Raw genomic sequence first — 13,342 nt, forward strand, 5'->3', positions numbered from 1 at the left:
CGTCTCACCCCTAATCTCGGTCCCTTAACAGGTAAAATTGGATGGCTGACACAACCATGATACATAGGCCAAGCATGATGGCCATCGCCGAGGAAATGCCGGCCGCCGATATACCGGAACCGAAGGCATTTCGCTGGATGTACATGAGGAGGACCCGTGTCGAATCATTTGGCCCGCCCCCTGTCAGCATGAGCGGCTGTCCGTACACATTGAACTGGGCAATTGTGGTCATGACGGTTGTGAATAAAATCTGGTATTTGATGCTCGGCAGCGTCACCCTGAAAAATTTGCTGAAGACACCCGCGCCATCAAGTTCGGCCGCTTCCAGCAAATCTTTCGGAACCCCGTTCAAGGCTGCCAAATAGATGACCATATTCCCGCCAATTGTCCACCAGACCGTTACAATGACGAGGGAAATCCAGGCGTGCGGCTGGTTGTCGAGCATATTCGTCGAAATGCTGAAGTAATTCTGGAGCGGCCCGTATGTAACGCTTAACAGGAAGTTCCAGACAATCATCACCGCCGAAATGGCAAATAGCGAAGGCAAGTAAAACAATGACTGGAACAGCCTGTTCATTGCCGGTTTTGCCGAAAGAGCCGTTGCCATCAAGAGCGGGATAATGATACAAAACGGGACCGAAATAAGGACAAATATAAACGTGTTCTTAATCCCGTTGTAAAATTGCCCATGAAAGCTCGATTCCTCGTTAAAGAGAATGGTCTGGAAGTTCGCGAACCCTACAAATTCAGGTGACTGAAAAAGGTCCCATTTCGTGAATGCGATATAGATTCCGAATACTGACGGGAAGAGAAAAAACAGGATAAATAAAAGGAGATGGGGCCCTATGAAGAAAACTGGCCAAAGATTGGGCTTCCTCCGCTTGTCCATGCCCTTATGTTCGTTTAGTGGCTTTTCAGCTAATGTCGCCATTCTTTCACCTCGTTTTTTGAAAGGGTTAGTTGAAGTGCCTTTTGAAAGGATGCTGTTGGGTGCCTATCAACTGGGTCTTATAGAAAAAGGAGGAGGAATGGATCCCTCCTCCTTTTCCAACCACTTGCTTTTACTGGCCCATCTTATCGTTGACAGTTTGCTGGATTTTCTTCAGCTGTTCCTTAATGTCGACCTTGCCCTGGATCATGTCCCAAAGGGAGGAATCAATTTCACCAAAGACATAGGAGCTGCCCGGATCGGTAATGATTGTAACAGCCTTACGCGCTTCGTCCGTTTTCAAAAGGAACGATTGCGGCATGCTCGTATATTCTTCATTGTCGAGCATTCCCAAAGATGTAGGGTTCGCACCAGACTTAATCCATTCAGTCTGGTTGCCCTGCAGCCATTCAATGAACTTTACAATACTTTTGATTTTCTCTTTAGAGCGTTCTTTACTCTTGAACATTGCAAATTGGTCGGCGCCGCTTCCCTGGATGACACGTGCTGCATCCCACTGTGGAGTGAATGTTTCAGCCCATTCAAAATCGGTAATTTTGCTCATTTGCGAGAGCATCCATGTTCCTTCTGGAAGGAAGATGACTTTTCCGTTGTTGAAAAGCTTGTTCATGTCCTCGCCCTTTTTGTTCATATAGCCAAGGTCATGCATCTTTTTGAACTGCTCGATTGTTTTCACAGCGATTTCGTTATCGATGGTCGGCTTTTCCCCATCAGAGAACTTTCCGCCCATTTGCAGGTAAAGGTTGTTGAAGTTCTGCATCGGCCAAGTGAATCCGTAAGCGTAAATTCCATCGGCCTTCGCTGCTTCGCCCGCTTTCATAACCTCTTCATAGGTGATGATGTTGTCATCGGCCGCGCCAGGTACATACTTATCCACGAGGTCCTTGTTGTAGTACATGACCCAGCTTCCCATTGTTGCCGGGACTCCGAACTGGCTGTCCTCAACTGTTCCTACATTCCATGCTTCTGCAAGGTAGTTTTCACCTTTTACTTCAGTGCCGTCAATGAACTCATCCCAAGGCTCAAGCATCCCCTGGGAGTGGTAAGTGGAGACAGCTTCGGATGCAATCAAAGCGATATCAGGAACACCTTTGCCTGAACGGGTTACACTGGCCAGCTTGTTCCCCAATACCCCGCCCTCCATAGCAACAATTTTCACCTTGTAGTCAGGGTTTGTGGCATTGTAGCGGTCGATATCCTTCTTGATCAAATCACCGTCCGGACCGGTCGTGCCGCTCCAGAGAACGATTTCCTTCTTTTCCTTTTTGCTGTCGCCTGAAGATTTTTCACTGCCGCTGCTGCAGGCGCTTAGTACTAGAGCCGCGATAAGCATCAAAATCATGGCTAATCTCGATTTCTTCATTTTTAATTCCCCCTCAGCGTAATTTTTGTTCTGTATAGGTCGGGCCGTCGATTTTCAGCTTTCCATTCTCAAAGTAGAGCCGGTCCATGTTCATTTGCCTGTCGCCGCTTGGCGCTGCCGGATCGGTGTGGGTATGGTAGACAGCATAGAGCGTCTTTCCATCCAGCCCAACTGTCACACTGTTATGGCCCGGGCCGGAAATTCCGTTTTCCAGATCCTTTTTCAGAATCGGGTTTTCCGGCGCTTTTTTAAAAGGCCCCACCGGACTGTCCGAAACCGCGTAACCGACACTATAATCAGGGCTTGCATAGTAGTTTGAAGAATACATCAGATAATACTTGCCTTTGTTTTTCAACACGAACGGGCCCTCGTTCCATTGATACTCATCTTTAAGGCCTTCCCATTCCTGATCGGGCCCGATAAGGAATGTCGGCTCGCCGGTTAAGGCAGTCAGGTCCCTTGTCATCTTCTGGACATATATCTGGCTGACATGATAGCCGTCAATGATATTTTCGGAGCAATCTTTCACATAGTAAAAATAAGGCGTGCCATCATCGTCGACAAAGATATGCCCGTCAATATACGAACCTTCCTGTTTCACAATCTCGGTGCTAATGTCCTTGAACGGACCGAGTGGATCCTTGCTCGAGGCGACAGAAATCTGGAGATGGCCGTCCTTATTGCGCGCGCTGTAGGTCATGTAGTATTGGCCGTTATACTTGATCACCTCGGGTGCCCAGAAGTCACCTGTCGCCCATTGGTCCTCCTGTTCCGTGATGTCATATGCCATGCCGATTTCATCCCAGTCTACAAGATTATCAGACTTCCAAACCCTGAAACCGATCGATGCGGCTGATGTCGCATACATATAATACATGTCCCCATCGTTCATAACGAATGGGTCGCCAATATTGGTGATGCCCCCGACAGGATTCGTATACGCCAGGGCCTCCTCTGTTTCAAACGTACGCCAAAGCCCAATCAACCCAAGCACTAATATCAACCCCGCAAAAAGTAAAAACCATTTTAACGTTTTTCGCTTTTGCATTTTTTCAACCCCTGTTTTGGTAATGGTGTCAGGACCCCTCCTTTAGGTTCGTTTGAATTTGAAAAACAAAAATGAATGCGCTTTCACTCGGTGCTAAAAAAATTTCTTTTGCAAAAAGTTTTATTAAAAGTTTACTACACTTTTAATCTACCCTTATTTGAAATGGTTGTCAAATTCCAAGGATGGAAATTGTAAGGTTTTCAATGATACAGTCGAGATGTAGATTCGGGGGATGAACGGCCTATTTTTGAATACCGAGATTTATTTTGGAAATGAATGGAGGTTAAAGCGACAATTGAGGGGTGACTTTCAGTTGTCTTTTTACTAAAGTTTTACCAAAAATATAATGCTCTTTTAAAAATAGCCCCTTGCAGGACAAAATCTCTGCCAAGGGGCTAAAGTCGCTTTAGCTTTTCCATGTAGAGGAAAAGATTTGGTGAAGGAGGTTGTTTTGGTTTTGGATATAGGTGCCGCTGTATTCGTATTTGTTGTAGTAGGCTTGGTTCTGTTGCTTGAGAAGGGTTAGAAGCTGATTATAAGTGGCATCGTCCGGGAGAAGGAAAGCCAATATCGGGCCGAGCTGCTCATTTACATGCAGGGGCAGTTCCTTCGTGTAAGCAAGATGCCGGAGGATCCGGTTTTGGAATTCCGGCGATTCGCGCCACTTTTCGATATCTTCCGGCCTTATGGCATATTTCATATTCCCGGTCCGATCCATTTCCCCTCTGCCCATGTCGAGGTAATCCCCAAGCGGCAGACCCATTACAGATAGGGACAATGGCTTTCCTTTGTATAACTGCTCCTCGGAATGGATCATCGCCCAAACCCTGACTAGATTTCCGACAATAAGATGCTCAAAAAACGGAGAGCGTTTTCCGGTTGTTCCAATATACACTTCGATGTCAATCCCGTCCCATTTGTTCGTCCTCGTGAAGGTTAAAAAGTCATCCTCTTCTCCGTAGAAACAAATGAACAAAGGGATGAACCGGATTTCGCCGTGTAAGCCAAGTTCTTCAGCGGCGAGTAATTCCCTATTAATCTCAATTTCAATCATTTCCTGCGGCAAATTGAACGAATACCGCTGGGTCCCGTTGTAACGGAGCAATTGTTGGACCGTGTTGTCGGCAAGAGGGCTCCATAAATCGAACACGAAACTCCTGTTCAGCATGTCCCTGTTGTCGGCTGGCAAAATAACATTGGCCGGATCCTCGTAAAATTCGCGCGGGAGCGGCTTTAGAGTAAGGGCATCAAAGTAAAGAAGCCTTCGCGACTCGGCATCATAAATCTTTTCCCGCTTTTCATACGACTCCGCGCCATTCTTCAATACTTTGTAACGCTCATCCCCTTTCCTGATATGGCCAATCGATTCAAGGTGGGTAAGCGTTTCCGAAAGAATCCGTGATCCTTCAGGCAGGCCAAGCCTAACAGCCAATTCATCCTGTGTCGTTACATTTCCTTCATGGAGAAAGCGGGTGATGAACCATTCCAGGCTTTCGTAAGGTTCGCTCATCCGTTCTTTCAATATGACAGGGAGGTTATAGACCGGATAATCAAGCTGGATCAGCCTGCCAAGCGGCCTTGGGTTTTCCCTGTTCCGCATCATGCCGAGCGGGGATTTTATACGAGCTGTCGCCACGGGGCTTCACCTTCTTTCAACAGGAGCTTGGCATCCACGTATTGTCCGTGCCTGCTGATATAGTTCCTAAGATTTCTAAATAAAACGGCCGACCGCTTGTCTTTCGCGTTCGCGAGTGTTTCCATGTCCCCTATCAGGACGAGCAGCGATTTGCAGCGGGTCATCGTCACATTCAGGCGCCGGAGCTCCCTCAAGAATCCGATTTCAAAATCAGGGCTGCTCCTCGTAAAACTGAACAGGATGATTTCCTTTCCACGCCCCTGGAAGCTGTCAACCGTATCAATTTCAACACCGGAAACGATTCTCCGCGTTTCCTCTGGGGAAAACCCGGCCTCCTTTAGCATGGAAGGCAAATGGCCCTCAATGATCATCTTCTGCTTTTTATACGGGGCCACAATACCGATTTCTTCCGGCTTTCGGCCAAATTTCAAGATTTTTATTAGTTCCTGGGCTGCCAGGTATGCTTCAAGCTGATTGAAATAAACGAGATGGTCCTCGTCCGGGATGCATTGCTGGAATCGCTCATCACAGCGGGTTGTATCGATGAATACAAGCGGAGATTCGTACAAATCCCACCCTATTGTCCGTTGTTCCGGGCTAACCCCGGATATGTATTCCCCGCCGTAAAATTCACTTGAAATGAACGATGCCACAAGCGGATGCATCCTGAATTGTGTATCGAGCATCACCTTATGTGAATCGGGAGCTTTGTAATAAAGCTCTTCGAATAGGCTTTTCTCAATCCATTCGCTGGGCAATTCCATTTCCTTGAATTCTTTTGCGAGATTTGAGTCGGAGACTGGCGGCAGCTGCATATGATCGCCAATCAGGATGACCTTTTTAGCCCTAGCCATGGGCACGAGCACATCAAAGATTGTAATCTGGCCTGATTCATCAATAATGACCGTATCAAACTCGGTATCCCTGAATTCCGGGGATGTGTCAATTCCGATGCATGTAGCGCCTAGGACCGGCACGGTTCTCAATAGTAATGGATACAACGATTGCTGCCTCTCCTGCAGTTCATCAATCCAATCGGCGGATATCGATGTTTGCTTTTGGAACGAGGCCAGCGTGTTGGCGGCTTTTTGCTGAAGGCGGTGCCAGTTTTCTTCTTCCGCGAGCCCAGCGACTTTTTCCGGTTCAAGGAAACCATCCAATTTCGCGCTTAGCATCAAAAGGTGCGTATTTTCCTGGCCTTCCTCCGCTTCTAGCCTTATAAGCAATTCCTGATAACCATTATTTTCGGTAAGGGCTGTTTTTAATTTCGTTTGGGCTTTTAATTCGAAGCCCTCCGTGGTTATTTTTAAAAAAGGCAGGAGTTTAGTCGTTTTCCTGAGCAAGGCCAATGGCGCAAAAAAGTGGAACAGCTTCCACTTCGCCTTTTTTTCAAGCTTCCAAAGGTTTTGCCTGAATCCGGCAGCGTGTCGGTGAATCGCCTGAAAGCGGCCCACATCTTCAGACACTTCCCCAAGCAAACGGGTGAATTCCTCCGCGCGGGCGCGTTCCGATTGAAGGAGTTTCTGGTCTTCCGAGCAGCGGCTAATCATGTTTTCCTGAAGCTTAACTGCGACCCGGTCGAGGAGGACGTCCTTTACCTTGGCTACCTTCACCTTTTCTTCGCGGCCAATTCGCACACAATCGATTCCATCATCGATTAATTGCTCGAGGACATTGTCGACGGCAAGATTGTTCTTCGAGCTGATCAGTACCCGCTCCCCTTTTCCAATCAGGCGGCGGACCATTTCGACAATGATGGTCGTCTTTCCTGTTCCCGGGGGCCCCTGGACGAGGAGAAAATCATTCGTCGCAACCGCCTTTTCAACCGCCTCCTCTTGTTTCGGCAATAAACTGCCGCCTTTCGGATGCTCTGACCCTGTTGCATCGTAGCTTTCAAATTCTTTATGGACGAGGTAGTTCAATAGCTTTTCATTTACACTCTGCCCATCAATGAGTTCCTGGACGGTCCTTTTCTGAACGCGGTACGTTGTATTGTTGGGCACAACCAGCAAGTAGCCCTGCTTGGGAATTTTTCCATAATCGACGCTGTGGGCAAATGAAAGAATCGTTTCATGTTCATCCGAGCGGGTCACTTTTCCGGCAATCAGCCCTTCATACGTTAGCGGGAACGGGTCGGCGGAAATTGCCAGGTCATTGTAGGCGTATTTTTCATCGATAACCACCTTAAAGGAATAAGACACACCTTTTACCTGGGAAGAAACAGCTTCAGTGAAACGGTCGTAATAGAAATACTTCTTTTTTGTTTCCGCAAAATCGGTATCTTCCTGCTTATTAATCATCTGAATCAGCTGGGAGGCCCATTCCTGTTCCGCCTGTTTCCGCCGCCTTTGTTCGAAGCTGTCCTCGCGCGATTCCTGCTGGAGCTGGCCGAGTTTCAGCGAGAGTTTATAAAGGTCGGCAAACACATAGGCGGCATTCCGGTTCTTTTGCATGTTGAAATTTTCCCCGGAAAACACAAAGGGTTGTTCAAGCAATATCAGCCGGAGCCCGTAACGGACCATACGGGTGCGGTCGGCGGCATTGCGCTTTTTCACGCCATTGACCCGGAATGCGGCATTTCCATGGGCTGGGCTGTCGTATTTTTTGCATAACAGCTTGTAATCCTTCGTATGGAGCTGAATGTTCCCTTCTCCGCGGAATTCCGCCCACAGCCATTCACTTTCTTTTATTTGGGCAAGAATCAAGGTAACATTTCCTGCTTCACTCGCGGAAACCTGGAAGTTGAGCATCCCTGATGCCCGTATTGTCCTGCCTGATAGCGCATCGCCAATGATCCTGCTCATTTATCAATCACCACTCTTTCAAGCCTTCTTGCGACCTCGAGCATTGACTTCGGCCGTTTTCCCGGTAAAAATTGCATGCAATCTTCCATAAGTTCCTTCAAGCCAACCGGGATGGCTGGTGAACCAGGGAAATTAAGGATGACTGTCCCTTTTTGCAAAATTTCCCCTTTTTCAAACGGGCGTTTCCGGAAAACCATCAAGTAAAGGAGCACGCCGAACGAAAAAATATCATAGGCTGGCGTCGGCCTGTGGTGAAGTGTGGCCGCTTCCGGCGGTGGGAACACATCCGTTCCAGCCTTGATCAGCACGCCAACGCGCTGGAAGGAAAGGCCAAAGTCGATGATTTTGACGTTTCCGCCTTCATCGACAAAAATATTGTGGTCTGACAAATCGCGATGGATAATGCCAAGCCGGTGGATCTCACTGTATGCCTTGGCAATTTTAACGGCAATGCCGATCCGCTGTCCGAGGGTGGCCCCGTCCGAAAAGATGAGCTCGCTGACGGTGGAGCCGCCTGCTTTTTCCATCGCGAAAACTACTTCGAAGTCATCGATGAAGAATTCCTTTATTTTCGCCGTGCAATCAAGCTGGAGGAGGTTCCGCATAATCCGGATTTCCTCCTGGAACATATTTTCAACCATGATCCGTTTTTTTCTGTCCTTCATATCGGTTGGGTCAATCAGGAATATTTGTTTGATGACGACATCTTCTCCTGTCAGGCGGTGTTTTCCGAATGACAGGGACGACTCGAAAAAGTCGGTTTCCTTTTCGGTGCCGGGAATCGGGTCAAAAATCTCATAGTTGTCAAAGAAGTTTGGATTGAACATTACAGCCCCCAAAGCTCCTCTAAATATTGCCACCCGAAATCCCGGTCTTTTTGGCTGATGCTGATCAGGCTTTCCACGGCAAATGCAAAATCCTCGGAGATGCCCGGAACGAGCTTGTCCAGCGTGTCATGCTTCAGGTCGATGTCGGATTTATACGGATACTTCCCTGCCAGGAACTCATAGGCGATAATGCCAAACGAATAATAGTCAGTATGGAAATCGATATCCGCCTTCCACTCCTCAACATTCGTTTCCGGTGCTGCGTAGGCATTTTTTTCATCAAAGGGAATTCCCGCTCCGACTGTTGGTTCGCCCAAAATGCGCGAGTAATCGAAATTGATGATTTTCAGCTTTTGCTCATCCGTATAGAGGATGTTCCTTGGAGTCAGATCACGGTGGAAAACTCCCTGGCTGTGGATGGAACGCAGCGCTTTGAACAATTCCTTCAGGAGGGCCAATTTCTCCTCGAGAGGACGGGCTTTTTTTATCAGGGAAAAGAAGGAAGTATGGCCGACCCACTGCGTTGTTGAGCAGATGTAATCGCCATACGTGAAGGGGCTTGCATGGTAGTAAAGGACATAAGGGTTGTCCCTTAGCTTTGCCCGGACCTTCGTATCCCGTTTGGTGATGGTCAAAAACAGCTCCTGGTCTTCCTTCAGAAGTGCCGGGTTGATTTCATGGACCTTCAGGAAATACCTTTGGTCAAATTCGTCAACGGCTTCATACACGTGGTAATTGGATTGTTCGAACAGCAGCCGCTTCGGTACATAGCCGCCGACATCGATATTAATCGACTGCCCGGTAAATTTCACCTCGCGGATTCCAAACGACTCATACACGATTGTGATTTCGTTCGGGGTCAATTCCGGCTGCCCTTCCATCCAAACTTTTGAAATAGTATCCATATGATGGATCACTTCATTCGTCCCGCCCTGGTCTATTTCGTATGCAAGTTCGTTTCTCGGGCTTGTAAATAAGATGACCGGGCGGACCGACACCCGCTTTCTTAAACGCCGTTGTGCCTTCCTGTTAACATATGAATGCAATGTCCGCGATTGCGAGGCGGCCTGAATAATCGGGTTATCGACCGTCTTCTGTTCCCCGGTAATTGTCCGGGTCACAAGCTTTGTGCTCATATTACTGATCGGGGTAATAATCGTTCCCCGATACGACTTCATTTCTATGTTAAAAATTCCTTTCGGACAAATCAGGATGACATCCATTTCCTGGTCCTTAATGTATCCATCCTTCGGCACGAGGGCGCCGACAATGATAATATGGTTTTCCCGCGGCAGCTTTTTCTTTAATTCCTGGATGGCCCGCTTCTCATTCTCTTTCGGAACTCCAGCAAAAACAACTTTGGATTTCACTCTCATCCCCCCCAAACTACTATCTATTTATTTCCTATTTCGACATTATCCTCCAACTTTCCTTTATTTTCTTAAAAGTCAGACCATTTATCGATAGCGTAATTGAAAAACGCAGGGTTCTTCACCATACGTGCCGGTTTGGTATAAATGCCTAACTTATATGTTGATTGGAGCGAAAGGCGCGCCGACTCCAAAACCACTTTGTGGGGTCTGAGACTTAACGCATTCCCTCCAATCCAAAAATTGGTCTTTTAGCGGATTTGTTCGTTATAATGAAAGTAGTTGGGTAATTTTGGAGGAGGGGTTGTTATGATGAAGGAAGCTCGTCAAACAGTGTTCGTAAATGAATTCACGAATGGCATTCTGGATCCCGCGGAGGAAATGCTTGGCCCTTTGAAAAATGGCGGCCATATTGTAGCGAATACGGCGCCGGGCTGTTGGGGGCCAATGATCACACCCTGCCTGAGGGGCGGGCATGAGGTAACAAAGCCGGTATATGTCGAGGGTGCGGAAGTCGGCGATGCGATTGCAATCCGCATCAAGTCCATCGAGGTCACTTCGATGGGCACATCATCGGGGAATGACTCGCCTGTTGAAGGCAGGTTTGTGGGCGATCCGTTTGTCGCCGTGAAATGTCCGGGCTGCGGAACGCTTTATCCGGACACGAAAGTCGTTGGGTCGGGACCGGAGTCAGTCAGGTGCGCCAATTGTGATACCGATGTTACTCCGTTCATTTTTACCCATGGCTATACGATTGCGTTCGATTCGGACCGAAAAGTGGGCGTTACGCTTAATAAGGACGCTGCTGAAGAAGCTGCGGCCCAGGGCAGGAGTTTCATGAACACGCCTGAAAATTCGGTGCAAAATCCGATTGTCGCGTTCGCCCCGCATGATATGGTCGGCACCGTTGCCAGGCTTCGTCCGTTTCTCGGCCAGCTCGGAACGACCCCGGCGCGAAGGATGCCGGATTCACACAATGCGGGTGACTTCGGGCAGTTTCTCGTGGAGGCCCCGCATGAATACACCATCTCCCGCGAGCAATTGGAGGACCGGACGGATGGGCATATGGACATCAACAGGGTCCGCGAAGGCGCGGTCCTGGTTTGCCCTGTAAAAGTTGATGGCGGCGGGATTTACCTAGGCGACATGCATGCGATGCAGGGCGACGGGGAAATCGCCGGCCATACTGCCGATGTTGCCGGAATCGTAACCCTCCAGGCCATTGTCATTAAAGGATTGAAGATTGAGGGACCGATTTTGCTGCCGGTTCCGGAAGACCTTCCTTATCTCGCCAAACCGATTACGAAACAAGAAAAAGAATCCGCCATGGCATTAGCGAGGCAATGGGGTGTTAACAAGCTTGAGGATTCGCTGCCAATCTCATTCATCGGGACCGGCGCCAACCTGAATGACGCCACCGCAAACGGGCTTGAGCGCGCTGCGGAAGCACTTGGCATCACCGTTCCGGAAGTGATGAACCGGGCAACCATCACCGGTTCGATTGAAATCGGCCGCCACCCCGGCGTCGTCACCGTTACCTTCCTAGCACCAGTAAAATACCTGGAAAGGCTTAACCTCGCCCATTTAATAAAAGACCACTACCGCGCCATACTTGAATAGATAGTGTGGAGAGGCTCCGGATTTTCAGCCGGGGTCTCTCCCATTTAAAACTTGGCATTATATTGTGCCACCGTCCGCCTGTCGCCCCTTCCGATGGAGTGGTATTCGACTCCCGCAGCGTGCATGCTTTCTGGCAGGTAAATGTTGCGGCCGTCGAAGAGGAGTGGGGTTCTCATTCGGTTTTTGTATGTTTCGGGTTCGATTTGTTTGATTTCGTCCCATTCGGTGAAAATGAAGCAAACGTTAGCGCCTTCCAATGCATCTTCAATGGTCGTGGCATACGTTAGGCTTCCTCTCCCGTACTGGCCTTCGGGGTAGAGCTCCGAGAAATTGCCTTGTCCCGCCGGGTCATACGCATAGACATTTGCACCCTGATCAAGAAGCAGCGGTATGTTCTCGAGTGAGGCCGCTTCCCTGATGTCATCTGTTCCTGGTTTAAAGGTCAGTCCGAGGACCGCGGCCTTCAAACCATTGAAGGTTATCAGCCTTCTGCTCGCTTTTTTAAAAAGGAGCGTCTTTTGCTCGTTATTCACATCGATTGCCGCCTTTACGGTCCTGAGCTCATAGCCATGCTGGCGCGCCATGTAATCAAGCGCCTTCGTGTCCTTTGGAAAACAGGAACCACCAAAGCCAATCCCCGCGTTCAGGAACTTGCTTCCAATTCGTTCGTCGTAGCTCATTCCTTTGGCTACATCCTCTATATCTGCACCAACCAATTCACATAGGTTCGCTAAATCGTTCATGTAGGAAATTTTCAAGGCGAGAAAGTCATTCGCTGCATACTTGATCATCTCCGCCGACCTCCTGTTGACAGAAACGATCGGCAAATGGAACGGCTCGTAAATTTCCCGCAGCCTTTCCTCCGCCCATTCACTTTCAGTGCCGATGATGATGCGCCTGGCATGGAGCGTATCATAGACGGCCGACCCCTGTGCCAAAAACTCCGGATTCGAGGCAACCTCCACCCTCACATCGTTCAATAAAAAGTCCCGGATAAATTGCTCGACCTTGTCGTTCGTGCCCACCGGGACGGTCGATTTTACAACAACTAGGCAATCATTTTCGAGCGATTCGGCAATTTGACGGGCCACTTGGGCAATAGCGGACAAATCAGCTGAACCGTCCGGCTGCTCGGGCGTGCCGACTCCAATAAAAATCGCGTCCGCTTCCCGGTAGGCGTGGCGAAAGTCCGTTGTGAACCCAATCCGACCGGCTTCGGAATTTTTCCGCAAAAGTTCCTGCAGGCCTGTTTCAAAAATTGGGCAAACTCCCGCCTTTAATGTGTTTATTTTTGTTTCGTCACTATCGACGCACGTCACCATGTGGCCCACTTCCGCAAAACAAACGCCAGCCACAAGGCCAATGTACCCCGTTCCCGCTACTGCAATCCTGTACATAAATGAATCCGCCCTTACTTTTTCTACTTGCTGTCAACTAAATCCTACATCCGCCAATCGGCAAAAACAAGCCTCGCTCCCTGCTTGCTATTATGGACAACGGGCACCAATTGATTGGAACGTCCAAAAAAGAAACCCTAAACCTCGCCTGTCCATGCCAAGCAGACAAAACTAAGATTGGTCTACGGATCGTGCCAGCCACCAAAGTGGGATGTTTTTTGTCCCGGATGGGTGCCTGGCATCATAGTGGGACATTTTTTTCCCGGATGGTACCAGGCACCTTTTTATGGTACCTTTTTATGCACCTAAAAAATTTAATTGTTTAAAG

General features: G+C 48.7%; 9 protein-coding genes. 1 reads left to right on the forward strand and 8 read right to left on the reverse strand.

The genetic code is table 11. The annotated features are described in order from the left end of the window. Positions 1-10: 10 nt before the first annotated feature. The 7 genes from ADU24_RS16445 to ADU24_RS16475 all read right to left on the reverse strand — a co-directional run bounded on the left by ADU24_RS16445 (position 11) and on the right by ADU24_RS16475 (position 9,997). Positions 11-931: a carbohydrate ABC transporter permease gene (locus ADU24_RS16445; protein ID WP_231689628.1), complete on the reverse strand. Its 921-nt coding sequence runs from the start codon at positions 929-931 to the stop codon at positions 11-13. A gap of 130 nt (positions 932-1,061) precedes the next feature. After that, positions 1,062-2,312, reverse strand: a complete 1,251-nt coding sequence (locus ADU24_RS16450) for an ABC transporter substrate-binding protein (protein WP_053367635.1) — start codon at positions 2,310-2,312, stop codon at positions 1,062-1,064. Positions 2,313-2,325: 13 nt separating this feature from the next. After that, positions 2,326-3,360, reverse strand: coding sequence for a glycoside hydrolase family 43 protein (locus ADU24_RS16455; protein ID WP_082306949.1), 1,035 nt, complete (start codon positions 3,358-3,360; stop codon positions 2,326-2,328). Positions 3,361-3,766: 406 nt separating this feature from the next. Beyond that, entirely contained in the window at positions 3,767-4,996 is a 1,230-nt protein-coding gene (locus ADU24_RS16460) for a hypothetical protein (RefSeq protein ID WP_053367636.1), read from the reverse strand. Further along, positions 4,978-7,800: an AAA domain-containing protein gene (locus ADU24_RS16465; protein ID WP_053367637.1), complete on the reverse strand. Its 2,823-nt coding sequence runs from the start codon at positions 7,798-7,800 to the stop codon at positions 4,978-4,980. The genes ADU24_RS16460 and ADU24_RS16465 overlap by 19 nt, the downstream gene beginning before the upstream one ends. Beyond that, a complete protein-coding gene (locus ADU24_RS16470) occupies positions 7,797-8,627 on the reverse strand; it encodes a serine/threonine protein kinase (RefSeq protein ID WP_053367638.1) in 831 nt (276 codons plus the stop codon). The genes ADU24_RS16465 and ADU24_RS16470 overlap by 4 nt, the downstream gene beginning before the upstream one ends. Beyond that, positions 8,627-9,997, reverse strand: coding sequence for an NERD domain-containing protein kinase family protein (locus ADU24_RS16475; RefSeq protein WP_053367639.1), 1,371 nt, complete (start codon positions 9,995-9,997; stop codon positions 8,627-8,629). Before ADU24_RS16475 ends, ADU24_RS16470 begins: the two co-directional genes overlap by 1 nt. A gap of 309 nt (positions 9,998-10,306) precedes the next feature. Between ADU24_RS16475 and ADU24_RS16480 the strand changes: the two genes are divergently transcribed. Next, complete coding sequence (locus ADU24_RS16480; RefSeq protein ID WP_053367640.1) at positions 10,307-11,617, forward strand: acetamidase/formamidase family protein; 1,311 nt, start codon at positions 10,307-10,309, stop codon at positions 11,615-11,617. Positions 11,618-11,661: 44 nt separating this feature from the next. Here the strand turns inward: ADU24_RS16480 and ADU24_RS16485 are convergent, their stop codons facing one another. Next, positions 11,662-13,014 carry a UDP-glucose dehydrogenase family protein gene (locus ADU24_RS16485; protein WP_053367641.1) on the reverse strand — a complete coding sequence of 451 codons (1,353 nt, stop codon included), beginning with the start codon at positions 13,012-13,014 and terminating at the stop codon, positions 11,662-11,664. Positions 13,015-13,342: the final 328 nt, after the last annotated feature.

The organism is Bacillus sp. FJAT-27245, assembly GCF_001273955.1.
Classification (GTDB): domain Bacteria; phylum Bacillota; class Bacilli; order Bacillales; family Cytobacillaceae; genus Bacillus_D.